27 protein-coding genes and 1 pseudogene are annotated in these 26229 nt (G+C 56.9%); 14 read left to right on the forward strand and 14 right to left on the reverse strand.

What is annotated here, in order from left to right; translation table 11 throughout:
- The first annotated feature begins 61 nt into the window (after nt 1–61).
- Nucleotides 62–1009 carry a DUF930 domain-containing protein gene (locus FHS21_RS11055; RefSeq protein ID WP_183661920.1) on the forward strand — a complete coding sequence of 316 codons (948 nt, stop codon included), beginning with the start codon at nt 62–64 and terminating at the stop codon, nt 1007–1009.
- Nucleotides 1010–1043: 34 nt separating this feature from the next.
- Here the strand turns inward: FHS21_RS11055 and FHS21_RS11060 are convergent, their stop codons facing one another.
- The 3 genes from FHS21_RS11060 to FHS21_RS11070 all read right to left on the reverse strand — a co-directional run bounded on the left by FHS21_RS11060 (nt 1044) and on the right by FHS21_RS11070 (nt 3999).
- Entirely contained in the window at nt 1044–1685 is a 642-nt protein-coding gene (locus FHS21_RS11060) for an adenylate/guanylate cyclase domain-containing protein (protein ID WP_162701995.1), read from the reverse strand.
- A gap of 155 nt (nt 1686–1840) precedes the next feature.
- Nucleotides 1841–3283, reverse strand: coding sequence for a sensor histidine kinase (locus FHS21_RS11065; RefSeq protein ID WP_112531119.1), 1443 nt, complete (start codon nt 3281–3283; stop codon nt 1841–1843).
- Nucleotides 3280–3999, reverse strand: a complete 720-nt coding sequence (locus tag FHS21_RS11070) for a response regulator (protein WP_112531118.1) — start codon at nt 3997–3999, stop codon at nt 3280–3282. The genes FHS21_RS11065 and FHS21_RS11070 overlap by 4 nt, the downstream gene beginning before the upstream one ends.
- 278 nt (nt 4000–4277) lie before the next feature.
- On the opposite strand from FHS21_RS11070, the gene FHS21_RS11075 reads away from it, so the two are divergent.
- From FHS21_RS11075 to FHS21_RS11095, 5 genes are all read left to right on the forward strand, one after another.
- Nucleotides 4278–4433, forward strand: a complete 156-nt coding sequence (locus FHS21_RS11075) for a hypothetical protein (protein WP_162701993.1) — start codon at nt 4278–4280, stop codon at nt 4431–4433.
- A 204-nt stretch (nt 4434–4637) separates the two neighbouring features.
- Complete coding sequence (locus FHS21_RS11080; protein WP_376772094.1) at nt 4638–5192, forward strand: 2Fe-2S iron-sulfur cluster-binding protein; 555 nt, start codon at nt 4638–4640, stop codon at nt 5190–5192.
- Between the two features lie 3 nt (nt 5193–5195).
- On the forward strand, nt 5196–6182 hold the full coding sequence (locus FHS21_RS11085; RefSeq protein ID WP_112531116.1) for an FAD binding domain-containing protein: 987 nt from the start codon (nt 5196–5198) through the stop codon (nt 6180–6182).
- A gap of 8 nt (nt 6183–6190) precedes the next feature.
- The gene (locus FHS21_RS11090) at nt 6191–8479 is read left to right on the forward strand and encodes a molybdopterin cofactor-binding domain-containing protein (RefSeq protein ID WP_112531115.1); all 2289 of its coding nucleotides are present in this window, start codon (nt 6191–6193) and stop codon (nt 8477–8479) included.
- A 2-nt stretch (nt 8480–8481) separates the two neighbouring features.
- The gene (locus FHS21_RS11095) at nt 8482–8751 is read left to right on the forward strand and encodes a hypothetical protein (protein WP_112531114.1); all 270 of its coding nucleotides are present in this window, start codon (nt 8482–8484) and stop codon (nt 8749–8751) included.
- 103 nt (nt 8752–8854) lie between these two features.
- On the opposite strand, the gene eglC is transcribed toward FHS21_RS11095, so the two are convergent.
- The 3 genes from eglC to FHS21_RS11110 all read right to left on the reverse strand — a co-directional run bounded on the left by eglC (nt 8855) and on the right by FHS21_RS11110 (nt 13418).
- Nucleotides 8855–10297, reverse strand: a complete 1443-nt coding sequence (eglC, locus tag FHS21_RS11100) for an endo-1,3-1,4-beta-glycanase EglC (RefSeq protein WP_112531113.1) — start codon at nt 10295–10297, stop codon at nt 8855–8857.
- Nucleotides 10298–10626: 329 nt separating this feature from the next.
- Entirely contained in the window at nt 10627–12210 is a 1584-nt protein-coding gene (locus FHS21_RS11105) for a DHA2 family efflux MFS transporter permease subunit (protein ID WP_112531112.1), read from the reverse strand.
- A 26-nt stretch (nt 12211–12236) separates the two neighbouring features.
- Entirely contained in the window at nt 12237–13418 is a 1182-nt protein-coding gene (locus tag FHS21_RS11110; RefSeq protein WP_112531111.1) for an HlyD family secretion protein, read from the reverse strand.
- 132 nt (nt 13419–13550) lie between these two features.
- On the opposite strand from FHS21_RS11110, the gene FHS21_RS11115 reads away from it, so the two are divergent.
- Together FHS21_RS11115 and FHS21_RS11120 are read left to right on the forward strand one after the other, a co-directional pair.
- Nucleotides 13551–14198: a TetR/AcrR family transcriptional regulator gene (locus FHS21_RS11115; protein ID WP_183661922.1), complete on the forward strand. Its 648-nt coding sequence runs from the start codon at nt 13551–13553 to the stop codon at nt 14196–14198.
- A 63-nt stretch (nt 14199–14261) separates the two neighbouring features.
- Nucleotides 14262–14447: pseudogene (locus FHS21_RS11120) on the forward strand (sulfite exporter TauE/SafE family protein); the annotation flags it as partial.
- Nucleotides 14448–14647: 200 nt separating this feature from the next.
- Here the strand turns inward: FHS21_RS11120 and FHS21_RS11125 are convergent.
- A complete protein-coding gene (locus FHS21_RS11125; protein WP_112531109.1) occupies nt 14648–14896 on the reverse strand; it encodes a hypothetical protein in 249 nt (82 codons plus the stop codon).
- Between the two features lie 154 nt (nt 14897–15050).
- Here FHS21_RS11125 and FHS21_RS11130 point away from each other — a divergent pair, with 154 nt between their 5' ends.
- Both FHS21_RS11130 and FHS21_RS11135 read left to right on the forward strand, forming a co-directional pair.
- On the forward strand, nt 15051–15668 hold the full coding sequence (locus FHS21_RS11130; RefSeq protein WP_112531108.1) for a TetR/AcrR family transcriptional regulator: 618 nt from the start codon (nt 15051–15053) through the stop codon (nt 15666–15668).
- A 139-nt stretch (nt 15669–15807) separates the two neighbouring features.
- Nucleotides 15808–16566 (forward strand): dienelactone hydrolase family protein, encoded by a 759-nt coding sequence (locus FHS21_RS11135; protein ID WP_112531107.1) that lies wholly within the window; start codon nt 15808–15810, stop codon nt 16564–16566.
- Nucleotides 16567–16613: 47 nt separating this feature from the next.
- Here the strand turns inward: FHS21_RS11135 and FHS21_RS11140 are convergent, their stop codons facing one another.
- Entirely contained in the window at nt 16614–17603 is a 990-nt protein-coding gene (locus FHS21_RS11140; RefSeq protein WP_112531106.1) for a substrate-binding domain-containing protein, read from the reverse strand.
- A 385-nt stretch (nt 17604–17988) separates the two neighbouring features.
- Between FHS21_RS11140 and FHS21_RS11145 the strand changes: the two genes are divergently transcribed.
- Genes FHS21_RS11145 through FHS21_RS11155 form a run of 3 tightly spaced genes read left to right on the forward strand, consistent with a single transcriptional unit; the run spans nt 17989 to nt 20695 of the window.
- Nucleotides 17989–18732: an ATP-binding cassette domain-containing protein gene (locus tag FHS21_RS11145; RefSeq protein WP_112528863.1), complete on the forward strand. Its 744-nt coding sequence runs from the start codon at nt 17989–17991 to the stop codon at nt 18730–18732.
- A gap of 42 nt (nt 18733–18774) precedes the next feature.
- A complete protein-coding gene (locus FHS21_RS11150) occupies nt 18775–19773 on the forward strand; it encodes an ABC transporter permease (RefSeq protein ID WP_112528866.1) in 999 nt (332 codons plus the stop codon).
- A 25-nt stretch (nt 19774–19798) separates the two neighbouring features.
- On the forward strand, nt 19799–20695 hold the full coding sequence (locus FHS21_RS11155; RefSeq protein WP_112528868.1) for an NAD-dependent epimerase/dehydratase family protein: 897 nt from the start codon (nt 19799–19801) through the stop codon (nt 20693–20695).
- A gap of 1 nt (nt 20696) precedes the next feature.
- Here the strand turns inward: FHS21_RS11155 and FHS21_RS11160 are convergent, their stop codons facing one another.
- Together FHS21_RS11160 and FHS21_RS11165 are read right to left on the reverse strand one after the other, a co-directional pair.
- Complete coding sequence (locus FHS21_RS11160; RefSeq protein WP_112529137.1) at nt 20697–21197, reverse strand: DedA family protein; 501 nt, start codon at nt 21195–21197, stop codon at nt 20697–20699.
- Nucleotides 21198–21317: 120 nt separating this feature from the next.
- On the reverse strand, nt 21318–22217 hold the full coding sequence (locus FHS21_RS11165; RefSeq protein ID WP_183661924.1) for a LysR family transcriptional regulator: 900 nt from the start codon (nt 22215–22217) through the stop codon (nt 21318–21320).
- 172 nt (nt 22218–22389) lie between these two features.
- Between FHS21_RS11165 and FHS21_RS11170 the strand changes: the two genes are divergently transcribed.
- On the forward strand, nt 22390–23130 hold the full coding sequence (locus tag FHS21_RS11170) for an SDR family oxidoreductase (protein ID WP_112529139.1): 741 nt from the start codon (nt 22390–22392) through the stop codon (nt 23128–23130).
- Between the two features lie 69 nt (nt 23131–23199).
- Here FHS21_RS11170 and FHS21_RS11175 read toward each other — a convergent pair whose 3' ends face one another.
- From FHS21_RS11175 to FHS21_RS11190, 4 genes are all read right to left on the reverse strand, one after another.
- Nucleotides 23200–23928: an amino acid ABC transporter ATP-binding protein gene (locus FHS21_RS11175; RefSeq protein ID WP_112528872.1), complete on the reverse strand. Its 729-nt coding sequence runs from the start codon at nt 23926–23928 to the stop codon at nt 23200–23202.
- A 28-nt stretch (nt 23929–23956) separates the two neighbouring features.
- Nucleotides 23957–24631 carry an amino acid ABC transporter permease gene (locus tag FHS21_RS11180; RefSeq protein ID WP_112528874.1) on the reverse strand — a complete coding sequence of 225 codons (675 nt, stop codon included), beginning with the start codon at nt 24629–24631 and terminating at the stop codon, nt 23957–23959.
- Entirely contained in the window at nt 24628–25305 is a 678-nt protein-coding gene (locus FHS21_RS11185) for an amino acid ABC transporter permease (protein WP_112528876.1), read from the reverse strand. The genes FHS21_RS11180 and FHS21_RS11185 overlap by 4 nt, the downstream gene beginning before the upstream one ends.
- 97 nt (nt 25306–25402) lie before the next feature.
- On the reverse strand, nt 25403–26194 hold the full coding sequence (locus FHS21_RS11190; RefSeq protein ID WP_112528877.1) for an ABC transporter substrate-binding protein: 792 nt from the start codon (nt 26192–26194) through the stop codon (nt 25403–25405).
- Between the last annotated feature and the right edge of the window lie 35 nt (nt 26195–26229).

A 26229-nucleotide genomic window follows, 5' to 3' on the forward strand; every position in this document is an offset into this window, starting at 1 on the left:
CTTGTTGCCGACCCTGCTAGAGCCTAGGTTTCAAAGATGCGGGTCCGGTATCGTCTGAGCAATGCAACACTATAAGAAGCCGTGGAGCGGATGGGGCGCACTAGCGTCTGTTGCCCTGCATCTGTCGGTGGCATTTCTGCTGCTGTTCCGGCTGTCCGAGGCGCTGCCGAAGCCACCGGAAGAAGCTATCAAAGTCGAGGTCGTGCCTCCGGCGCCGCTCAAGCCGCCGGCGGCGACGGCACCAAGCAAACCTGCCAAGAGCAAACCACAAGCAGCGCCACCACCTCCAGCTCCGCCGCCACCACAAGTGTTTGAGTCGGCTCCAGCCAAAACTGACCAGAAGGTGACTGAGCCGCAACTACCCCCCGAGGAGCAGGAGGCGCCTCAAAGCGCCGATTCAACGTCTGAGGATGCCTCTCCGGCAAAGCCAGAGACGCAGCCGCCTGCAGAAAAGCCAACGGCCAGCACCAAGACGGACCTGCCCAAGCTTGATCTTCCCGTGACGGATAGGGGCGACGTACCGCGCAAGGACGAAGCTCCTACTGCACAACAAGCGGCGGATGCAAAAGCACTCGCGCAAAGTCAGAAGGCACCTGCACAGAAGAAGCCGGCAGAGCCCCAGAGCAGCAAGCAAAAGCCGCCCAGACTTACCCAAGCGAAGAAACTGTTTTCACCCAATGTCTTGTCGGACCCGAGGGTGAGACAGGCGATAGGAAATCTGCCCCGAAACCAGCGCATCTTGCAATTATGCGGCAATGAGGCATTGGAACAGGTTCGCAACCAAAGGCCTGATGCCGACTTGCTGGCATATAGCCCGTCCGGCCGAACCATCGCGAGCGGTGGATTGAATTCCCGGGTGGGGGCATTTCGAAACAGGTCCAACTGGTACAATCTGGACTTCAAATGCCAGGTCGATGCGGCAGCGATGGAAGTCGTTTCCTTCAGTTTCACGATTGGCAACGCGGTACCAAGAAACGATTGGCCCGCACGCAAACTGCCCGCAGACTAGTTGTCGGCGACGGTGGGTGAGGCGACTTGGGGCCTCACGCAGAGATGCGGATTGAAAGCAATCCAGCCCGATCGCGAACCTTTGCGGTTATCGCTGAGTGAAGCCGATTGGCGTCACTTTCCACTGGTGTGATTGCGGATGCCAGCCGCACCAGTTCGTCGGAGGCGATCAGATCAGTTGAATAGGCTCTCGTCATCTGTTCGAGGCGGCTTGCAGTATTCACCGTATCGCCGAACACACTCATTCGTCGTTCAGACAAACCGGGGATCTCACCCAGAACAACTGGTCCAGCATGAAGGCCCACACCAATATTCAAACTCGGTCTATGGGAACGATCTTCGCGGTTCCAGGCCTCCACAGACTCAAGCATAGCAAACCCGCATCGGAGCGCTTTCGACGATACAGCGGACGGTGTGCCACACCACGCTGCCATGACTTCATCGCCGGTGTTCGTGATTACAGTCGCAGAAAATCGTGAGACTACCTGTGCCATCCGCCGATGAAATGCTGAAAGAGCGTGGAATGCCGAGGATAGATCGACGGCCTGGCAAAAACGTGTGAAGCCTTTGATATCTGCAAAAAGCACAGAGGCGAAAACCAATTTCGCATCGCGGTTATCCATTTCGAAAGGGATAGAAAAACTGCTGCGGCCAGCGTGATTTTCAACGCGTAACATTTTGACATCCTCATTTGTGAATGTGCAAGAGACCTGCATATTCAGTTATGAGGCGTATATTGCGCGCGAGATGTCGCAGAGGTTTGCCGGGAGGCACGCGTTTTTGACCCCACCCGTAACGATTGGGTACCTTGCTACATTTCGATACATATATTTCAGGAAATTCGTTGAGCAGCAGGAAGCGCAACCACCACCCTCAAGCCGCTACCGCTATTGTGAAGAGCGATCTCCCCCCCGTGATGATGAATGATTGCCCGCGCAATCGACAGACCGAGACCGACCCCGCCGGTTTCCCGGTTGCGGGATTGCTCCAGCCGGAAAAACGGAGCGAATACGTCCTCGAATGCGGTTTCCGGTATGCCTGGTCCATCATCCTCGACGATGATGTCGATGCCCTCATGCCGCTTCCCGACGCTGACGCGCGCCCTTTCGCCATAGCGGACCGCATTTTCGATTAAATTGCGGAAGGCGCGTCGCAAAGCATCGGGTCGGCATCGGTAGACTATCTTTTCGCCTTCAAGAAACTTGACGTCCTGACCGAGCTCCGCCATGTCGTCGCAAATGCTCTCGACCAGCGCAGAGATATTCATGGCACGTGTGTTCTCAACCGTGCCTTCCTCTCGCGCAAACGCCAAGGCCGCTTCCGTCATCGTTTGTATCTCGTCTATGGTCGCGAGCATTCGCTGTTGCACGTCCGGTTCTGTGACAAATTCCGCCCTCAGGCGGAGCGATGTAAGTGGCGTTCGCAGATCATGACCAATGGCGGCCAGCATCCGGGTTCGGTCCTCGACAAAGCGATGCAACCGGCATTGCATGCGATTAAATGCTTCGGCAGTCTGACGGATATCGTCAGGTCCTGCTTCCGGAAGCGGTTCTACACTTTCACCGCGCCCCAAGGCTTCAGCTGCCATGGCAAGGCGACGCATCGGACTTGCGATCTGCCTGGCCACGATGACACCGATCAGCGAAAGAATTGCAGCAGTTATACCAAGGGACGATAGAGACTGGACGTTCCAGATGGAATTTGGAACTGATTTGGCATAGGCCGTGTTCAGCCAGGTACCATCGCTTAATTCAACGGCTAGCCCCATTCCGTTTGAATGGCCGAGATAGAGAAATTTTGCTGGCTGCGGTATCGTCCAGACATGCGGACCAAGTGTAGTCCATGAATCAGATTGTGCAGCCAGCGCCTGGAAGGGCGAAGGTTCAGGCCGCGCAGTTTCTGCGGCGGTTGATGTAGCTGCTCCAGGCATCTTGAACTTCAGGGCTTTTAGATTTGGCATGGGTTTTGACAATTGCACCCATGCCTCGCGACGCCACGCGTCCGCGTCCACCGGCGCTTGAGAGGATAGCCAGAACCGGCTGTAGCCGGTGCCGGTTGCATCCAGGACATCGTTGCGAAACGCCGCTGGTATGGTTTCGAGCAGCGTTGCAAGGGAAGCCGTTCGGCTGAAAAACTCTGCCTTCGCGGCCGCCTGCAGTGCTTTACCCCGCTCGTCCCAGGAAACGAAGAAGCTGAGTGCCTGGGAGAGCGCGAGCGCGAGCAGCATCAAGCCTATGAATTGTGCCGCCAGACTGCGCTTCCACCACCGTTTCATGCCCGCTCCACCTCTGCGCAAAGACTATAGCCACCGCCCCAGTGTGTCTTGATAATTGAGGGATTCTTAGGATCGACCTCGACTTTCTTGCGTAACCGGCTGACCTGGTTGTCTATGCTCCGGTCGAATGAATCGGCACTGCGACCGACGGTCAGGTCCATAAGCTGATCGCGGCTGAGCACCATTCCGGGATGTTCGAGAAAGGCCTTGAGTAACCGAAATTCTGCCGTACTGAGCGGGACGCCAACGCCGTCGCCCCCCAGTAATTCCCGGCGTCCGACATCCAGACTCCAGCGCTCGAAACTGATCGTCTTTGCCTTGGGCATTTCGCGCTGTGGCGGCAGGCTATTGACCCGCCGTAAGACTGCCCTGATCCGCGCGAGCAGCTCACGTGGATTAAAGGGCTTGATGAGATAGTCGTCGGCTCCAAGCTCCAGACCAATAATGCGGTCCGTATCATCGGCCATGGCAGTCAGGAAAATGATCGGCAGCTCGGTCGAACGGCGTAGCTGCCGGCAAACCGACAGGCCGTCTTCCCCGGGCATCATGATATCAAGAATGATAAGGTCCGGAGCGTTGCGTTCGAGCAGTCGTCTCAGTGCGGACCCGCTTTCAGCGACGCTGATGCGATATCCTTGCTGAGTGAGATATTTGCCAACAAGGTCGCGGATATCCCGGTGATCGTCGACTACTGCGATATGGGGTACGGATTCCATCGGGCACGTCCCTGACTTTAATGCACACGCGTGAAATATCACTCGAAGTAGTTTTCCGGTATCCGGAAAATTGTATCAAAGTTTGTCAAGCAATATCGGGTTGGCTACCTGGCCGTCGCGTTGATGCTGGTAATTTGTAGCGAAATGTCCCGTCACGCAATCCTGCGATACTTTGCGACAACTCTGCCCTTGGTACGGCACAACTCTGCGACAAACCGCAAATACGCTGTCTGATGTCAATGAAACAGTCCATCGACTAATCAGAAAGCGAGATCGTCATGAATAAATATCTGATCGCCGCCATCGCAACAGTGGGTATTGCGTTCTCAGCCGGAACTGCGCTTGCGTGCCAGAAGCTCAACTCCGCCAATACGCAGACAGAGCAGGCTCCGCAAACGCCATCAAGCTCCGATACGAACCAGCAGCCGAGCTGATGATTTAGTCCCGAACGCTCAGAAGCTCGTGCCGGCGGGCCATCGGTCTGCCGGTACGTTTCCCTTGACCGTTGTCGTCTCCAAGGAGTGGAAGCAATGAATGAAGAGTCTCAAAAAACGGGTCCGACACGCCGAACCGTTCTGGAATCCGGTGCAGCGGCTGGATTCTTGCTTGCAACTGGATTGCCAGCGACGAGCCAACAAATGCCTACCACTGGGGATGACGATGCCGGCATAAGGGTCGTTGATCCGGTGGAATTGACCCTGAACATCAACTTGCGCAACTATTCTGTTGGCGTGGATCCCCGTACGACATTGCTCGATGTGTTGCGCAATCATCTTGGTCTGACCGGTTCCAAGAAAGGTTGCGATCATGGACAGTGTGGAGCATGCACAGTGCTCGTTGACGGCCAACGGATCAATTCCTGCCTCACGCTGGCAGTAATGCATGACGGTGACGTTATCACGACTATTGAGGGCCTTGCGAAGGGCACCGATCTCCATCCCATGCAGGCTGCATTCATTGCACATGATGGATTTCAGTGCGGATACTGCACACCCGGCCAGATTTGCTCGGCCGTCGGCATGTTGCAAGAAGCGGCAGACGGCTGGCCAAGCCATGTCAGCAAGACGCTTTCCAATCCGAACGTCTCCTTGACTGATGCGGAGATACGCGAGCGCATGAGCGGAAATATCTGTCGCTGCTCCGCATACCCCAATATTGTCGCTGCGATCCGCGACGTAGCCAGAGAGGTTTGAGGTATGAAACCTTTCACCTATCAAAGGGCAGGCGAACTGCGCGATGCATTGGCAGGTGCCGCTGGTACACCAATCGCCAAGTTCATCAGTGGCGGCACGAATCTACTCGACCTCATGAAGCTGGAAATCGAACGGCCGGCCCATCTGGTCGACATCAACCATCTGCCCTTCAATAAAATTGAAGAAACAGCAGAAGGCGGCCTGCGTATCGGTGCGCAGGTGCGTAACAGCACGCTCGCCGCTGATCCACGAATAAGATCTAACTATCCGGTCCTGGCACAAGCGCTGCTTGCGGGCGCTTCCGCGCAAATCCGCAACAAAGCGTCGACAGGTGGCAACCTGCTGCAGAGGACGCGTTGTTACTACTTCTATGATCGCGATATGCCTTGCAACAAGCGCAAGCCTGGTTCCGGGTGTGCAGCGCTCCATGGCTTCAACCGCATGCACGCTGTGCTTGGATCAAGTGAAGCCTGTATTGCGGTACATCCGTCGGATATGGCGGTTGCCATGCTGGTCCTCGACGCATCTGTCGAGACGATCGATACCGAAGGCGTGACAAGACAAATCCCTATCGGCGATCTGCACCGACTGCCCGGAACAACGCCCGATATCGAAACACCGCTCAAGCTTGGGGAAATGATAACGGCGGTTATCCTGCCGCCGGTCCAACCCGGGAGGCATATCTACCGCAAGGTTCGTGACCGGGCATCCTATGCCTTCGCACTCGTATCGGTCGCAGCAATTGTCGACGTTGCAGGCGAGACAATTACAGGCGCGCGGTTTGCACTGGGCGGCGTTGCCGCCAAACCATGGCGCACTCCCGAAGCCGAAACAATCCTGCTCGGCGAGAAGGTTTCGACCGAAGTGTTTGAGCAGGCGGCGGAGATTGCATTGGCAAATGCCGTTGGTCGTGGCGAAAACGACTTCAAAATCCCCTTGGCAAAGCGGACGATACAACACGCGCTTGCTGCTGCTTCACAACGCGGATGAGGAAGATCATGTCCGATTCGACACCAATAGCGAATACCGGAAAGACCTGGATCGGCCAGCCGGTCGATCGCGTCGATGGCGCGCTTAAGGTGACGGGACAGGCCGTCTACGCTTATGAGCATAAGGCAGATGATCCGGTTGCCTATGGTTATATTCTTGGGGCCGGCATCGCGCGCGGCCGCATCTCTGCGATCGATACTGCGCAGGCCGAGGCAATGCCGGGTGTCCTCCGTGTGATGACTCATAAGAATGCACCGGCACAACCTGCATTTGGTCCGGCTGTCACGCCAGCGGTGCGTGAGGTCTTTACCCGTCCGCGACCCTTCCTCTCGACTGACCGCGTTCGCTACTATGACGAGCCTGTTGCCCTGGTCGTGGCAGAAACGTTTGAGGCTGCACGAGGTGCCGCCGGACTTATTGCGATCGAATATGAAGACGAGCGCGGTGCGTATGATCTAAGCAGGCACCTTGCGGATGCCTATGCGCCGCAGCGCACCAATGCAGGTTTTCAAACGGATTCACTTATTGGCGACTTTGAGGCAGCGTTTGCTGATAGCGACGTCAAGGTCGATACAATCTATACGACACCCTACGAACATCACAATCCGATGGAACCGCATGCCACACTCGCAGCTTGGTCCGGCGATGAAGTGACAATTTACACGAGTGCCCAGACCCTTGCGAATTTCCAGGCCGGTATCGCCAATACGTTGCAAATCCCGCCTGACAAGGTGCATCTCGTCAGTCGCTTTATCGGAGGCGGATTTGGCTCGAAATTGATCGTGCATGCCGATACTATTCTTGCCGCGCTCGCCGCTAGGGAACTCCAACGCCCGGTCAAGATTGCGCTGACGCGGCAACAGATGTTTGCAAATGCGGGTCACCGCGCAAAAATGATCCAGTCGGTCCGGCTGAGCGCCGACCGTGGTGGCAAGCTAACCGGCATTGCCCATGAGGTCTGTTCGGCAACCTCCCGGTTCGAAGAATTCTGCGAACAGACGGCCGTGTTTGCGCGATCCCTTTATGCGGCTCCAAATCGGATCACGAGGCATCGTTTGGTTGGTCTGGACACAAACCGCGGTGAGTGGATGCGGTCGCCGGGCGAAGCGCCAGGCATGCTCGCGTTTGAATCTGCCATGGACGAGTTGGCTGATCAGATCGGTATTGATCCGATCGAATTGCGTATCCGCAATGAGCCCGAGGTAGATCCGGAGCGCAACGTTCCGTTTTCCACACGCAACCTCGTCGCCTGTATGCAAGAGGGCGCGCGTCGCTTTGGATGGGAGCAAAGACAGGCGAAGCCGGGTACGGTGCGAGAAGGACGCAAGCTGATCGGTCTTGGCATGGCGGCTGCGATCCGGCCCAACTACCTTGGCGCGTCGGCAGCCCGGATAGGCATCGACGGGAACGGTCAGGTAAAAGTTCAGCTCGATATGACCGATATCGGCACGGGCACTTATACCATCCTGGCACAGATCGCTGCTACCAGCCTCGGTCTTCCCCTTTCCGCAATTGATGTCCAACTCGGCGACAGCCATTTTCCGCGCACGGCGGGATCCGGCGGGTCGTGGGGAGCGGCGAGCGCCGGCTCCGCCGTCCACAATGCCTGCGAAGCGTTGAAGCAAGAAATAGCAAAGGTTGCAAAAGAGGTGCCGGGATCACCGTTTTATGGTTCGAATCTCGATCGAACCGAATTCAGGAACGGAGAAATCAGGATAGGGGATCGTTCGGAAAACCTTGCCAACCTCATCAATCGTGTCGCGCCGCAAGGACTGGATGCTCAAGGGGCCGTAGAGGCAGCCGGCGAAAACTACCGAAACTATTCCCAGCACGCCTACGGTGCACATTTCGTCGAGATAGAAGTCGATCTGGATACAGCCGAGATACGGATCCGCCGCATGCTAAGCGTCATTGGTGCAGGTCGCATCCTCAATCCGAAAACGGCGCGCTCGCAAATTATCGGAGGCATGGTTTGGGGGATCGGCGCGGCGCTCATGGAAGAGAGTGTTCTTGATCCGAGATACGGTCACTTCGTCAATCACGATCTCGCCGAATACCATGTTCCGGTAAATGCGGATGTCCCGGACCTTGACGTGGTTTTTCTGGAGGAGCCCGACAACAACGCAAATGTCTTTGGTAGCAAGGGAATAGGAGAATTGGGCGTTTGCGGCGCAGGCGCTGCTGTCGCCAATGCGATCTTCAATGCGACCGGAGTGCGCGTTCGCGAGTTTCCGATCACCTTGGACAAGGTATTGCCCGGGCTGCCGGTTCAGACATCCAGAGCAAACAGGAGTTGACCATGCGAGAGGTTGATGGTGTTCCTGAATATGTCCGCGACCGGATCGAGAGGACGAACAATCTCGGGCATAAATATTTGGTCAGTGTCGGGCTTTGCGCCGTCCTGATTGCAACGATACAAGGAGGTTATGGCAATTCCGATTTGTTTGCAGGATCGGTGTCAGCTGCACGTCATGCGGTCAGCGAAACATCACCGCAACAAACAACCGCCACGATCTGCAGCACTGAAATTCACAAACGGCATCCGCTGCAGCATGAAATCGATGCATAAAGCCATCAGCTGCTAGCGTAGAGCGGACCTTATAGAATCCGCTACGATTAAAGACTTGCCCGATGCAGCAGCGTGTTTGAAAAAGCCCTTTCCAACAGGTGTCTTAAGCATGCCAGTCGGAAGTTTGCGAGGACAGCACGTCGGTGCCCGCGTCAACACCCAGGTCGTCGAGAGAATAGGCCCTGATGTAGTCGATTCTCATTTCAGAACCATCCGCCAAACCGTCCGTTGGCGTGCCGGCTATGCCGCCGACGGCGAGGTTCACAAGCATGTACATCGGGTCATGCATGTCCGATGGGGTATCCGCATGCGCCACGGCGACGTCGTCAAAATACCAGACGACCTCATCTTCCTGCCATAACACGCCATAGCTGTGAAATCCGTCGGTATCGCCGACGTGCACGGCGGTTGTCTCCGAGGTCTGTTGTCCAGTCTCGTTCGAATGGACTGTGACGTTGACGGTGTTCGGATTCTGTCCGGTCATTTCCACGACGTCGAGTTCAGGGGGCCAGGAACCGTCTTCGGGAAGCAGCCAGAAAGCAGGCCATGCACCCGCATCGTCCGGCATGTCGGCGCGAATTTCGAAATAGCCGTAGGTCTGGGCAAAGGAGGGATGAGTCGTCAGTATGCCAGATGTATAGTCGTAACCATCGACTTCGGATTTGATCGCGTCCGGCGTCTGTTCCGCGGTGATAGTCAAGACACCATCGTTCACGGAAAATGGATTGACCGAGGCTGTAGGCTGGTAGACAGGGTTGACATACCATTGAAGCTCACCATTGCCTGACAAGGTCCCTCCCTTCTCGGGCGCCCACCAATATTTCGCCTCCCATGTACCGGTATCGCCGTCATGAAGCTGGAGCGAATTGAAATCGTCGGAAAAGGTACGGGTCAAAGTGGAGCGGTCAAGGCTCAGTTCGAACTGATCCGCCCGGATTTCGTCCGCGGTCGTATCGGTAAAGACCAGACTTTCGCCTGTTCCGAGAGAGAGCCTGAGATCGGCGCCTTCCTGGGTGAAATTATTGCGAACTTGCTCGAAAGAGGTCAGCCCGTAACCATCCAGGCGCACCACATCGTCGGATCCGAAATCGGTGAGGAGGTCGCTCCCGTTGCCCATCGTCATGATGAAAGTATCGGCACCACCGGCGCCGGTCAGAACGTCGTTTCCCTCGCCGCCATCGATGGTTTGACTGCCGGAACCACCTGTAATGATGTTATCGGCATTGTTGCCAAAGGCGTAACGCCCATCGCCTGTGACGGTCAGGTTCTCAAAATTTTCCCGCAGGGTGGAACTCATCCATGTATTTACGGTATCAACGCCTTGGTCCGCTGCCTCATAGACGCGATTGATGCTTGAATAGCGATAGTAGATGTCGTCGCCCATCCCGCCGCGCATGGTGACGTCGACTGCGGCGTCTCCCCACAGGGAATCATTGCCATTCGTCCCATGAAGTTCGGAACCGGATCCGGTTGCGGAAAACCATGCCGTCGAGCTCCCGCTATAGTACAACGGTACACCCACGGCGTTCAGGACAGTTCTGCTCATCGAATTCTCTCCAACTTGCGTATCCGACCTCCTCATCGGATGCGGACTGTCCTCCCACGACAAAACGTAACATTCAGATTTCTAACGGTCCACCGCCTTGCAGAGGAATAATATTCTAAAAACCTTGTTGCTATAGTCTTGTTGGAAAAGTCATGAGTTGGCTAATCAACTTTGAGAACCCAGCTTTTCGATAAGCTCCTCTAAGTCCTTCAGATCGGTGACAATTGCGACTCCCCACGATCAGCTCAAACGCCGAGCGATCCAATCCATCGAAACATGAACTCCAGAACGGTGACTATGTTGCTCGTGCGTCTCGACCCCTGCAATCGCTAATGAGCGCCGGCTCCTCCTGCGCCCTTGGGTTTTTCTGCGAACAACAAGGCGATTGCTGCGATAGCAAGGAGAACGCCGATAACCGCAAAGGTATCACCGAATCCAAGGATGAGTGCCTGGCGTTTGACGAGCCGGCCAAGGGCGACGACGGCCTGCTGGGCTGCGAGGGCGTGATCGGAAACGCCATGGGTGATGAAGTAGCCGGTCAGCTGGTCGAGGCGTTGATGAACCTCATCGCGCGCCAGGGTGACCGATTGGCCGATGATGTTTGAATGGAACTGTTCGCGCTTGGTCAGAACTGTTCCAAGCGTTGCCGTGCCGACCGCACCGCCGAGATTGCGCAGCATATTCGTCAAACCCGATGCGGCAGCGGCGTCGGCGGCGGCGATGCCGGCCGTCGTAATGGCGGTGATCGGCGTCAATACGAGCGCTTGTCCGATCGCACGCACGATGTTCGGGATCCAGAACTGATCGCCGGCATTGTCGGGTGAAAGCATGACGTTCATGAAGCAGCTCGCCGCGAAAATGCTGATGCCAAGGAAGCCGATATAGCGGGCGTCAAAACGCTTCATCAGCATCGGAACCAGCGGGATCAGGAGCAATTGAGGCAGGCCCGTCCATGCCAGCACATTGCCGATCTGCTCGGCATTGTAGCGCTGCACCTGTCCAAGATATTGCGGCAAGATATAGACGGTACCGAACAACGCAACACCGACAAGTACGTTGACCACCACACCGATGGCGAAGTTCCGCTGCTTCAAAAGGCTGAGCTTGACCAAGGGTTTTTCAACGGTCAGCTCTATCCAGATGAAGGTCGCGAGGAAGACCACAGCGACGGCGCTGAGCTTCAGGATGAACGGCGACGAGAACCAGTCGTCCTTATTGCCCTCTTCGAGCACGGTCTGAAGAGCCGAGAGTCCGACTGCCATGGTGAATATGCCGGCCCAGTCGCCCTCTTTGAGGAGATGAAGTTGCATAGGCGTCTTATCCAGCGTTGCGGCCAGTGCTACGGCCATGACAGCGCTTGGGACGGCATTGATGAAGAAGATCGTCTGCCATCCATAGTTCTCGGTAAGATAGCCGCCAATCGTAGGGCCGATCGCCGGAGCGAATGTAACGGAGAGGGCGAAGAGGGCGAGGCCAGCCGGCTGTTGCGATTTTGGCAGCTTCGTCAATACCATGGTGAAGGCCATGGGGATCAGCACGCCTCCGGCAAAGCCCTGCAGGCCACGCATGACAATCATCGAACCGAGATCATGGGTGAAGGCACAGGCAATGGAGAAAAGCGGGAAAAGGATCGTATTCACCAATATGTAACGGCGAAATGAGAACACGCTGCTGAAATAGGCGGTGAGGGGAATAACGACGATTTCGCCGATGAGATAAGCCGTCGAGATCCAGGCGCCGTTGTCGACGCCGGTACCGATGCCGCCTTCGATATCGAGCAGCGAAGCATTGGTGATCTGGATGTTGAGGATCGCCATGAACGCGCCAATCATACCGGCGAGAACGGCAATCCATTCCTTCGTGCTGGCGCGTGGTTGTGGCACCGACGCGGCATTAAACGTGATGGCAGACATGGCACGCTCCTCCTTTTACCCGGCCGTCAATGACTCTGGCGCTGGATAGCGTCGGCCTTGGTATTGATGCTCGGTTGGACGGACATGCCGGGTCGCAGGTCGCCCGCGGCGCTATCGGCATCAAGGATTATCTTTACAGGAATGCGCTGGACGACCTTGGTGAAGTTGCCCGTGGCGTTGTCGGGCGGCAGCAGCGCAAATTCCTGGCCGCTCGCGGGAGCAAGGCTGTCGACGCGTCCGTGATAGACCCGGTCCGGAAACATATCGACGTCGATATCGACCGGCTGGCCGGCATGAACGTCCGTAAGCTGCGTTTCCTTATAGTTGGCAATCACGTAAACCGAAGCGGTTGGTACCACCGTCATCAGCTGTGTCCCCGCCTGAACGTACTGGCCGATGCGCAGCGTGCGGTTGCCGACGATGCCGTCGACAGGCGCCACGATCGTCGCATAGGACAGGTTGAGTTCGGCCTGGTGCTGGACGGCGAGATCGTGCTCCAGATCCGCCTTTGCCTGCGCCAGCTCTGCCTTCAATAGATCGACCTGCTTTATTGCGGCGTCCAGCGCAGCGTTGTCGCGCACCACGGTTGCTTTTGCCGCAGCGATCTGGGAGGCGGCCTGCTGGGCGTTCTGGATGTTGCCATAGCCGCTCGTGGCAAGCGTTGCGTAGCGCTTGTTATTCTGTTCAGCAAAGATCGCATTGGCCTGATCGACATCGACTGTGGCACGCGCTGCCGCGATAGTGGATTCCTGGATTGCGAGGGAGGCTTGCTTGGCTTCAATCGTTGCCTCTGCGGCCGCGACATCGCCCTTCGCCTGCTCGAGCGCCGTCTTGAAATCCCGATCGTCGATGCGGGCGAGGGGCTGCCCCGACTTCACCGTTTCATTGTCCCTAACGAGGACTTCGGCGATATAGCCCGAGATTTTTGGCGCGACCGAACTATTGTCCGCCTTTACATAGGCGTCGTCCGTCTCCACGTGGAAACGACCCACCGTCCAGTAATCGTGGCCATAATAGGCGCCAGCTGCGATTAGGACGATCGCGGCTGTACCGAGAAGTAAGCGGCGTCCACGCTTCCGGACCGGCTTCTCATCAGAGGCCGACGGCTGGGGCGCTTCCGCGATGCGGACAGACGAACCCGCTTCCGCTGTCGGGACAATTTCTGCGGGTTGGGCAACGTTGTTGTTCAAGGCTTGCAGCTTGCTCATTGTGGTCTCCGAATTTCCGGGTCGCCGTCACTTGGGCTGCGGCCTTTGGTTGATGACTCCATTTATGAAACTTGACGTTTTCCAAAATACGCCGTATAAACGGGCTGTCAATAATTATTTTGGAAAATGGATATGGTCGTAATTCACAAGATTGAGAAACGCCCGCGGGGCCGACCACAAGTTCGCTGCGACGACGATACGAGAAACCTTATCGTCGAAGCCGCCAATGCGCAGTTTCACGAAAGCGGTTATGCTGCGGTGAGCATCAGCGCCATTGCGCAGAATGCCGGCGTTTCAACCAAAACCTTGTATCGGCTGTTTCCCACCAAGGCAGATCTGTTTGCCTGCATGATATCCGCTCGAATTGGCCGCTTTTTGCTGGCAGTCGATCCCGCCGGGCATATCAATGATGACTTAGGGGTCGGTCTTGAACACGTGCTGATTGCCTATGGCATGCTCACGCTTTCCGACGATACAATTGGGATCATGCGCCTCGTGATTGGTGAATCCGATCGGTTTCCGGAACTCGCAGCATCGTTCTATGAAAGAGCAATCGTAAGGACCAATACGTTGATGGAAGCGTGGCTTCGCGAACAGGTCGAGCGTGGACGTATCAAGCTAGACGATCCGCACGCGGCAAGCGGCATGCTGCGGGGAATGATGGTCATGGAACCGCAGCGCGCAGCCATGTTGCGCCAAAAGTCGGCGCCGAACGTCGAAGAGATTGTAGCTCGGGCGAAAATGTGCGCCGATTTGTTTCTGAAGGGATGCGCAATTTAGTGGAGTTTCAAGGGGTGAACCAACCTGCAAAAGCCAATTTAGCCCGCATAGGATGCTGAACAAATCACGCATTCCGGTGGGCCACCACTTGCGATATACTTGTTACCCCTCGGTCTCAGCAAGGAAATCTACGCGGGAACGACGAGCATGTTTTTCACCGTCGGCAACGCGACCAAGGCGGTGCCATGGCTGCTGTTGGTGAACCCGACCTCCGATGTCTGGACCTTGATGGCTATTTGCCTTCTTGCCTGCCGCACCTCATGGAAAACCATGATGGTACTTGCATTCCGGTTGCCGGTACGTTCGGAAGGTTTCGAGAGAACTGGCAAGTTTCACATTGGCCGGTCTCGTTGACCGGACGGCCGTGGATCTTCAGCTAGAGTTTAAACGAAAAACTGCGGCCCTTCGGAGAAGGACCGCAGTTTTTTTGATCAAGTCTCAATCACTCGTTAGCAGGCGGCCCCTTGGCACACCTTGCTCAAAAGGTCCGTGCTGCCTTTCAGCGGCTGCGCCGAGACGAAAGCTGGCAATGGACGGCGCCATTCGCTGACTGTCTCATCGCTAAAATTTTTGGTCGCCACAGTTGTCATAAGGAGCTCGAGCTCTTTTCGGCTGACGCGATCGGCACGCATGACAGCGTTGATCAGCGGGTCTGAAAGGACTTGGGACTGTGTGAGGTCTGAATAGAACTGGGACATATTGGTCTCCTTTTCGATGACCAGTAAAACTGTATTGGATCAAAATTAGGGCGTTGGGGGTTACGGGCAGGGTGGCGAACGAGTGAATTGACTTCGGCATTCAATGTGTGTTACCGGTCAGTAACGTCCCAATAGTTACTAAGCGGTAACATCAATGTCAAGCACCCCTTCGAAAACAATAGCAGATAATTCTGACAAGCTCGTGACCACACTGGGACGTCCTCGTGAGCGGATCGTGAAGAGCGCCATAGAGCTGTTCCGCCAGCATGGGATCAAGGGTATCGGTGTCGATGCCATTGCCGAGGCTGCCGGTTCCAACAAGATGACGCTCTATCGCCACTTTGGCTGCAAGGACGATCTGGTTTGCGAGTGCCTGAAGCAGGTCTCGAGCGAAAAGGAGCGTATCTGGGTCGATCTGGAAGACGCCTATCCCGGTGACCCGGCCAGGCAGTTGCGGGGTTGGGTCGATGAAGCTGCCCAACGTATCTTCAATGATTTGCGCGGCTGCGATCTCGTCAATGCGGCGGTTGAACTAAAAGAAGCCGGTCACCCGGCCCAAAAAGTCATCATGGACGCTAAAAAAGCGCATATGCAGCATTTGGTCGAGCTTTGCCGCAGGGCGGGCGTTCAGCAGTACGAACAACTCGCTCAGGCGCTCGTACTCCTCGTCGAAGGCGCGCGTGTCTGTGGTCAGAGCATCGGTATTGAAGGCCCGCAACAGCGGCTGGAGCAGACCTGCGAAGCCTTGATCGATGCATTTTCCAAACACTGATAAATCTTTCTGAAAAACAATTCCCTGAATGCGCACCATTCAAGTGATTGTGTTTGTGCCCGGCTGTCGATGATCGATATTGAGGAGCCGGCGCCTGGTATGAGTGGAGGCGTCTGAACCGAAACGACAGGACAGATCCATGAAACAGAACATTGAAATCAAGACCGCTGATGGCACAGCCAAAGCCGTCATCTTTCGCGCCGATTCCGCGCCATCAAAGGTCGGCGGTGCCGAGCGCGGTGTGGTGTTCTACATGGATGCGATGGGTCCGAGGGCTGCACTGGATGGCATGGCCCAGCGTCTTGCAAATCTCGGCTATGTGGTTCTTCTGCCGGATCTGTTCTATCGGTTCGGAGCCTATGGCCCTTTTACCGGAACATCCTTTTCCGACGAAACAGCTAAGGCACAGATCATGACCATGGTGCGCGGCACCACCCAGGAAATGACCAAACGCGATACGGCGTCGTTTCTCGATACGCTGGCGGCAGCTGGCGCAACCGGGCCCGTCGGCGCCGTCGGTTATTGTATGGGCGGCGGACGAGCCGTTACCGCTGCGGGTGCCTTTCCGGACAGGGTCGGGGCAGCGGCGAGCTTTCATGGCGGCAATCTCGCCAGTGACGCTGAAGACAGCCCGCATCGTTTGGCGGGAGACATCAAGGGCCGCGTTTATGTGGGCGTGGCAGGAGTTGACGGCAGCTTTCCGCCAGAGCAATCGGCACGCCTCGCCGAAGCGCTAAGGACCGCCGAAGTCGATCATATCATCGAGAACTATGTCGGCATGGCCCATGGCTGGGCGGTACCGGATCACGGCGTTTACAATGCCGTGGGTGGCGAGAGGCACTGGAAGCGGCTCAAGACATTCTTGGATGAGGCCTTGAGCCAAGGCAATTTGCGATAGTCAGTGTTTGGAAGCGCCCTTTTGCCGGGCGCTCCCAAATTTTGGACTTACTTCTGGATGCAGGTCGAAACCGTATCCTTGGTGCATTCGTCGAGACCGGTGAAGACCGGATCCTCAACTGGCTTGCCCTCGATCAGGTTGATCATGACGGAAGGTGCCTTGTAGCCCATTTCGAAAGGCCGCTGACCAACGAGTGCGGTAACCAGGCCTTCGCCGGCAATCGCTACTTCGTCGCCGATCGTATCGGCGGCGCCGATGACGAACTCATTGCTGGCGATCTTTTCCTTGTAGGGACCAAACAGGTCGCGGTAAGGCTGCGGCGCGCCGAACAGCGGCCAGCCGCCCATGATCCCGAAGGCGTCGAGCTTCGGATTGGCAGCAAGGATGTCGGTCATTGCCTGAACGCCCTTGGCGCCGTCGTCATTGGTGAAGACAGGGCAGCCCGCAACTTCGGTCCAGCCGCCTTCGCCCTTGAGCGCCGCCAGGCCCTTTTGACCGGTCAGGGCATCGCGCATGCCTTGAGCCCGGCGAAGGATGTTGTCGGCGCCCGTATTGCCTTCGATCGTGCAGATCGTACCGCCGTTTGGCTTGCCCTTCTTGATGTATTCGCCAATCTTGAAGCCCATCAGATAGTTGTCGGTGCCGAGATAGGTTTTGCGCAACGCCGCGTCTTCAGCGGCGAGATCAGCGTCGAGCGTCATCACCGGAACCGATGGATTGGCCGTCTTGATCGTCTGGGCAATCAGCTTGGCGTTCGACGGCGAGATCGCGATCGCCGCCGTGTCGGCCTTGCCGAGCATATCCTGGACGATCTGCGCTTCGCCGGCTTCATCCGATGTCGATGCGGGGCCGGTGTAGAAGCATTCATATTCCGAGCTCGCGTTCTCGCTGTTCCACTTCTGGCAACCTTGATTGATTGCCTCGAAAAACGGATTGTCGAGACCTTTAACGACGATGACGAGCTGTTTTTTTGCCAGAGCAGGTCCCGCACCAAGTGCAAGAGCGGCCGCGGCGACTAACAATAGTGACTTTCTCATTTATTCCTCCCTTGGAAACAAACGGACATGAAATGCCCGCCATTCAGTCTTCTACCGTTGATAGGTGCGCAAGGGCCGGTGTTGAAACCTGTAGATTTTGGGTCCCCTCCGAACTTTATCCGCTGCGCTACGGACAAATACATTCCTCCGATCGCCAGCTAATATTGGCAAAGTTCACCCGTCAATGGGTATTTGTCATATAAAACGACTTTTCAACGTTATGGTGACCGGATTCGGCGGAAAGCCGATTGACGCCCCGCGTGGCGTTTGCGTAAATGGCCTTCACGACTCTTCCTGGGAGGGGAGGGCGGGATCGCAAAAAAGCCCCGTGTTTCAATGAGAATACGGGTAGTGCGAGCAAACATTCACGGGAGGCATACGGCTGGTGGCAGTTCTGGAACTCACCAACATTTCAAAACATTTCGGCGCCATCCAGGCTGTCAATGATGTTTCATTTTCCATCGAGGCGGGCGAAGTCGTTGGCCTCATGGGCGACAATGGCGCGGGTAAATCGACGCTCGTCAAAATGATTGCGGGCAATTTCAGTCCCAGCCATGGCACCATGCGCATGGATGGCGCCGAGCTTGTCCTCAACAAGCCGGTCGAAGCGCGCCGTCACGGCATCGAGATCGTTCACCAAGATCTGGCGCTCTGCGATAACCTCACGGCTGCGGCAAATGTGTTCCTTGGTCGCGAGATTCGCCGCGGTGTCGGGCCCTTCCGCATTCTCGACTACGCGTCGATGTATAAGCGTGCCGACCAGATTTTCGCCGAGCTGAAATCCGAAACCCGCCCTCGTGATCTCGTCAAGCAGATGTCCGGCGGGCAGCGGCAGGCGGTAGCGATTGCGAGGACCAGGCTCTCCGAGGCCAAGATCGTGCTCATGGACGAACCGACGGCGGCGATTTCCGTACGTCAGGTTGCCGAGGTGCTGAACTTGATTCGCCACCTGCGCGATCAGGGCATTGCCGTCGTGCTCATCAGCCACCGCATGCCGGATGTTTTCGATGTTGCCGACCGGGTCATTGTGATGCGCCGGGGGCGCAAGGTTGCAGACAAGCGGATTGCGGCGAGTTCCCCCGAAGAAGTCACCGGCCTCATCACCGGTGCCATCGAACAGGTTGCGTAGCCGACATGTCGGCAAAGCTAAGAGATAGGTAGAAGGTCGACTATGGCAATTACACTTGACCAGACCATTGCGCACAAGCAGCAGAGCTGGCTTGCGGAAAAACTGAGCAGCCAGACTTTCTGGGTTTTGGTCGCCGTCATCCTTGCGTGCATCTTCTTGTCGTTCGCAACGGATTCCTTCGCGACCTCCAAAAACCTCTACAACATCACCCGCAATGTCACCTTCGTCGCGATCATCGCGCTCGGGATGACGCTCGTGATCATCACGGGCGGCATTGATCTGTCCGTCGGCTCGGTGCTTTGCCTTTGCAGCATGATACTCGGCGTCGTCATGCATGCCGGTTACAGTATCGAAGTCGGTATAGCAGCTTCCATCGCGACAGCCCTGGTCATCGGCGCGTGTCATGGTCTGCTTATAGCCTACATCGGCATGCCGCCATTCGTTGTGACCCTCGCGACGCTGTCGATCGCACGCAGTCTGGCGATGGTCGCTTCCGGCAATACGGTGGTTTTCCAGTTCGGGCCGGACCACGACAAACTCCTGGCGCTTGGCGGCGGCGCATGGTTCTTCGGTATCGCCAACCCCGTGGTTTACATGGTCGTGCTGGCCTTGCTTACTGGCTTTATCTTGCGTTGGACAAGGTTCGGACGGTACATCTATGCCATTGGCGGCAATGAGCACGCGGCAACCCTTACCGGCGTGCCGGTTCGCCAGATCAAGGTGGCGGTCTATATGATCTCGTCGCTTTCGGCCGGTATTGCCGGTATCATCCAGACCGGCTGGCTCGGCGCGATCACCACCAATATCGGTACCGGCCTCGAGCTGCAGGTTATCGCCGCTGCCGTCATCGGTGGCGCGGCTCTTGCGGGCGGCGTCGGTACGGCCCTCGGGGCAATCGTCGGGGCGGCGTTGATCGAGGTGATCCGTAACAGTCTAGGATTGCTCGGCATCAATGCCTTCTGGCAAGGCTGTTTCATTGGCGGCGCCATCCTGTTCGCGGTGCTGTTCGACCGGGTGCGCAAATTCCGCCAGAGTGAATGATTGAGTTCCTAAGGAGAATGCAAAAATGAAGAAGCGGATCGTATTCACAGGCGGTACCGGTAAAGCCGGCCGTCACGTCGTCCCTTATCTCGTCGACAAGGGCTACGAGGTCCTGAACGTCGATCTTGCGCCGCTGGATTATCCGGGCGTCAACACCATCAATGCCGATATCGCTGACAGCGGCCAGATGTTCGACGTACTATCCAGCCACTTTGGTTTCGAGGGTTTCGAGACCGGCAAGGGTCCGGCTCCGATCGATGCGGTTGTGCATTTTGCAGCGGTGCCGCGCGTGTTGATCAAGCCTGACAACGAGACATTCCGCATCAATACGATCGGGACCTATCATGTCATCGAGGCCGCGGTCAAGCTTGGGATCAAGAAGGTCATCGTCGCGTCGAGCGAGACCACCTATGGCGTCTGCTTTGCCGAAGGCGACAAAGATTTCCATCATTTCCCGCTTGAGGAAGACTACGATACCGACCCGATGGACAGCTACGGCCTGTCAAAGGTGCTCAACGAGAAGACTGCGCGTGCCTTTGCCATGCGTTATGGCGCCGATATCTACGCGCTGCGCATCGGCAATGTCATCGAACCGCACGAGTACGACCGGTTTCCCGCATTCCTCGCCGACCCGATGTCGCGCAAACGCAACGCGTGGAGCTATATCGATGCGCGCGACCTCGGACAGATCGTCGATCTTGCGATCCGCAAGGATGGCCTTGGCTTCCAGGTATTCAACGCCGTCAACGATACGATCACCGCGAAGCTTCCGACGCGGGAATTCCTCGAGAAATATTGTCCCGGCGTACCGGTCCGGCGCGAGCTCGGTGAATTTGAAGCGCCTCTTTCCAATCGCAAGACGCGCGAGGTGCTTGGTTTCCGCGAGGAGCACGACTGGCGCAAATATGTGCCGCAGAAGTGATCTAGCGCCAGTACTCGTGGAATAATCCGCCGAAATAGTAGGGACCAAAGCTCCAGACAGCCGCCCAGAGTGCGGCTCCAAGGAGGTTGGCGAGGAAGAAACTGTGCCACGGCATCCCGACCGAGCCGGCAACCAATCCATTCAATTGTCGCAGCACAACGACAAAGCGTGCGCCGACAACGATGATCGGTCCTCGGCGCCGGAAAAGGTCTTCCAGCTTTTCCAGACGTTCGGGGGTGAGTTTGACGAGCCAGCCATATTGCTTCAGCAGGGGCCGTCCACCGAAATGCCCGATAGCATAGCCGGTACCGTCGCCGAGCACGGCGGCAATCCAGACGGTGAAAAACAGGTCGGTTACGGAGAGATCACCACGCACCGCGAGAAGCGACGATGCGACAAGCGCACTTTCGCCAGGAAGCGGAGCGCCGAAGGATTCCAGGTATATGATAACGAAGATCGCATAGAGCCCATATTGCTGGATGTACGGTTCCAGGGATGTAATGCCGGTGTGCAGGAATTCCACGGCTTTGCTTTCTGTTGACGCGTTGCTGGACGCCATACCTATTGGCACGAAATTATTATGATTCTCAACGTATGCAGGATATTTGGTCGTGCTGAACGTTCAAGTCATGGCATTTTGCGATGCCACCTCCTGCGCCACCCAATCGAGAAACATCCGCACGCGTGGTGAAAGTTGCCGATTGCGAGGATAGAGCAAGGAGACTGGCATCGGGCGTGGCGGACAGTCACGCAGCAGTTGGATGAGCACGCCTCGTGCAAGATCGTCAGCGGCATGGAAGCGGGGCACCTGAACGAGACCGAGCCCCAATCGTGCAGTTGCAAGATAGCTCTCTGTGCCAGTCACGGAAATCGTCGTCGGTAGCGTCACATTTTCCAATCGCTCGCCGATCATGAAATCCAGTGGCCGCACGACACCCGTCGTCAGTGACCGGAGCCCGATCATGCGATGGCCGTCCAGTGCATCCCAATTTGCCGGCGTGCCGAAACGCTCGAGGTAGTCGGGCGCCGCACATGTCAATCGCTCCAGCGTCGCAACGCGCCGCGCAATCATGTCGCTGTCCGGCAGGATGCCGAACCGCAGCACGCAGTCTACGCCCTCGCGGATAAGGTCGATCCACCGCTCGCCTTCGCTCATGCTGATTTCAATATCGGGATATTTCTGGAAAAAGGACGGCAGACCTGGCAACAGGAAGTGCCGCGCCAGTGTTCCTTGTACCTCGACGCGTAGCAATCCCTTGGGCCTTGCCGCGCCGAATGCTCCTTCCGCATCCTCGAGGTCGGCGATGAGCGAGACGCATCGCCGGTGGTGAGCCTCGCCGTCAAGGGTCGGACTGACCTGCCGTGTCGTCCGTTCGAGCAACCGCACACCGAGCCGCGCTTCCAGCTGTTTCACCGCATCGGTCACGGTCGAGCGTGGCAGGCCAAGATCGTTGGCGGCGAGCGTGAAACTGCGTCGTTCGACGACCCGGACGAAGACGCGCATCGCTTCAAATCTATCCATCTGGCAGTTCCGGTTATGGAGTGGCTGGATAGCAGCATGAAACGCCAACACGGCCTACGCAAGACAATTGTTCGAATTTTTCGAATAGTGATGCCAATAAATGGGTGATTATCCGCGCTTTGCAATGATGCATTGTTCCGTCATTGAACAGTCCATGAAGAGGATCAAGACCATGACACAACAGACAAACAAGGTTGCAATCGTCACCGGCGCATCGCGCGGTATCGGCGCAGCAATTGCAGAACGGCTGGCCAGCGATGGCTTTACCGTGGTCGTAAATTATGCGGGCAGCGCCAAAGAGGCCCAGGAGCTGGTTGACAAGATCGAAGCCAGCGGTGGCAAGGCGGTGACTGCACAGGCGAATGTCGCTGATGCAGCAGCAGTGCGGCGTATGTTCGATTCCGCTGAAGCAGCGTTCGGCGGCGTAGACATTTTGATCAACAATGCCGGCGTCCTGAAGATGATGCCGCTGGCTGATACGAGCGACGAAGAGTACGACCGCCACTTTGCGATCAATACGAAGGGCACATTCAATACTCTACGCGAAGCCGCCAAGCGTTTGAGGGATGGGGGACGGATCGTCAACTTTTCGTCGACGAGCCTTCGTCTCAAGATGCCAGGCTATGCTTTGTACAATGCCACCAAAGCAGCGGTCGAAGCCTTCACGCATGTGTTTTCAAAAGAGCTTCGTGGCAGGAACATCACGGTTAACGCGGTGGCTCCCGGGCCGATCGCCACCGACCTCTACCTCAAGGGCAAAAGCGAGGAAGTGATTGCGATGGCTGCCAAAGCGCCGCCGCTCGAACGCCTTGGTCAGCCCAGTGATATCGTCGGTGTGGTCTCGTTTCTCGTTGGCCCTGACGGCGGCTGGGTCAATGGCCAGATCCTGCGCGCCAATGGCGGTGTCGCCTGATTCATGTGGGGCAGTTGGTTAAGGCCGGGGGTGAAATCCCGGCCTTTGCACTGTCTGGCGATCATCTTGTCAATGCCGCAGAATCTTGCTCAGGAACGCACGGCTTCGATCGGTCTTCGGATCGGAGAAGAACTCTTCCGGAGTGCCGGTTTCAACGACTGCTCCCGCATCCATGAACACGACCCGCTGCGCTACTTTGCGGGCAAAACCCATCTCATGCGTCACCACCATCATGGTCATGCCCTCTTCGGCGACGCCAACCATCACATCCAGTACCTCACTAATCATCTCGGGATCGAGGGCTGATGTGGGCTCGTCGAAGAGCATGATTTTCGGGCGCATGCACAGGCAACGAGCGATGGCGACCCGCTGCTGCTGACCACCGGACAGCTCGGAAGGATAGGCATTGAACTTATCGCCGAGCCCGACTTTCGCCAGCATCTCCCGGCCCGACGCTTCGGCTTCAGCGCGAGCGATTTTCCGCACGTGGATCGGTGCGAGCGTGACGTTTTCGAGCGCGGTCTTGTGCGGATAGAGATTGAAAGCCTGGAAGACGAAGCCGATTTCAGTACGCAGTTCAGTCATGTTGGTGGCGCGGTCGCCGAGACGCTGCCCATCGACGACAAGATCGCCGTCCTTGATCGTCTCAAGACCATTGATGCAGCGGATCAGCGTGCTCTTGCCCGAGCCACTGGGGCCGCACACGACGACGACTTCGCGCGGCTCGACACTCAGCGTGATGTCCTTGAGAACATGGAGCGCGCCGAACCATTTGTTGACGCCGCGAAACTCGATCATATCTGGCTGCCTTCATTGATAGGACGCATCATAACTGCACCTCGCCGTGGGCGGCGCTCATGCGTCTCTCCAGCCGGCGGGCGAGCAGGATGAGCGGATAGCACACGACAAAATAACCGATGCCGACAATGGCGAACACGAGCAACCCATTGGGTACCCGCTGAACCACCAGCCAGCCGACCCGGGTAAGATCTGTCAGGCCGATAGCGGAGACGACCGACGAATCCTTGATGAGAAGCACATACTGGCCAACGAGAGGCGGTAGGGAGACACGCATCGCTTGCGGCAGCACTACCTGACGCATCCGCTGCCACTGCGACAAGCCGGACGCGAGCGCCGCCTCGACCTGCCCGGTCGGTACCGAACGGATGCCGGCTGCGACGATCTCGCAAATGAAGCAGGCTGCGAGGTTCGTCAGCGCTATGATTCCTGCGGTGAAGGCATCGAGCTCAATACCGAGTTCGGGCAAGATAAAAAAGATCAGGAATATCTGAACGAGGAAGGGCGTCCCGCGGATCAGGTCGACCCACAATCCGATCGCAGAATCCAGCCAGCGGCTGCCGCTCGTCCGTAGGACACCGAGCGCAAAGCCAAGGATGGTACCGAGCACCAGGCTTATTCCAGACAGGGCAATGGTCATGCCGAGACCGCGCAATGCCAGTGGATAGCTGCCCATCAGGCTTTGGAGCTGAAACCAGATCATGTGCGGCTCCCGATCGGGCGCACACCGAGCCAGCGTGCCGAGAAAACCGCCAGGGACTTCAACCCGTAATAGAGGACGAGATAGCATGCCGCAGTCGTGAGGAAGCCTTCAGCTGGCATGAACCTGTCCGACGCCAGCAATTGGCCCGCCCGCGTCAGTTCGGCAACGGAAATCAACGACAGCAACGCCGAGTCTTTCACTAAAACAATGGCTTGGCCAAGCAGCGGTGGAATGGTTACCCGGATGGCCTGCGGCAGAATTACCAGACGCATGCGCTGGGCATAGGTCATCCCGGACGCAATACCGGCCTCCACCTGCCCACGCGAAATGGACAGGATGCCGGCGCGGATGATCTCGGCGATGTAGGCGCCACTGTTCAAAGCCAAAGCGAGAATGCCGACGAAAAGCTCCGGCAAAACGACCCCGAGCCGCGGCAGGCCAAAATAGAGAAAGTAAAGCTGTGCAAGCAGCGGTGTCGCGCGGATCGCGTCTATGTATATCTTTGCCGGAAGCTGCAAAAGCCGCGAGCGTTGCAGGTTCATCGCGCACAGGATGATGCCCACGGCAAGCGCGCCGGCGAACGAGACGATCGATAGCCACAGTGTCGCAGCAAATCCCTGCCCGAACAGAGGCAGGTATTCGACGATGGTGCGAAAGCTGAAGTTTTCAAGCATGCCGGGAAGATCCCTCGGGCGGCGGAACGGGCGCGATTAAAAAGCGCCGGACGGCATGTGCGAAGCGAACTGCCCCACGCATGCCGTCCGAGACCTGCTATTGATGGTCTTTCTTCCAGTCTTCCGAATTAACCCAGTAATCCAGGTTCTTCTGCAGACGGCCGTCGAGAGCGACCTGATCGAGGAAGAGGTTCATCCAGACGAGAAGGTCCTGCTCGTCATAGCGTGTGGCGAAAGCCAGCGGCTCTTTCGACAGGACTTCCGGCATGATCGTGAAGCTTCCAGCCGGATAAGCGGCCTGCTGACCCTTGACCGCCGAGACATCGTTTACGCCGCAATCGGCCTGGCCGTTATTGACAGCATCGAGCAGGAGCGGACCGCCGCCCTTGTAGCTCTTGATTTCGGCATCGGGGAAAGTCTCCTTTGCCACTTTTTCGCCCGTTGCTCCGAGAAGTACGGCGATCTTCGTGCCCTTGGCCTTGCAGGCATCCATGGTCCCGAATTTGCTGTCAGTCTTGGCAAAGACGGCGCTGCCCGTGTACATGAACGGCTTCGTGAAGGCGACTTTCATAGCCCGCGCCAGTGTCGGGGTCATATCTGCAACCAGCAGATCGGCCTTGCCGGAAAGCAGCGCCGGGATCAGACCGTCCCAATCATAATCCTGGAACGTTATTTTTACGCCCATTTCCTTGGCCATCAGTTCGGCAAGCTCAACCGAGCTTCCTGTGCGCTTGCCAGCCGCATCGACCATGGAAAAGGGTGGACCCTGCGTCTGAACCGCGACGCGCAGTTCGCCGCGCTTGGTGATATCGTCGAGTGTTCCGGCATTTGCTGCAACAGTCATGCCGAGCAGGGCAATCCCTGCGACGAATAGTCGAGTAATTTTCATTCTTATGTCCTCCGTTGGTATTCCCCGCCCTTTAT

Origin of the sequence: Phyllobacterium trifolii (assembly GCF_014192095.1) — a bacterium.
GTDB classification, from domain to species: Bacteria; Pseudomonadota; Alphaproteobacteria; order Rhizobiales; family Rhizobiaceae; genus Phyllobacterium; species Phyllobacterium trifolii.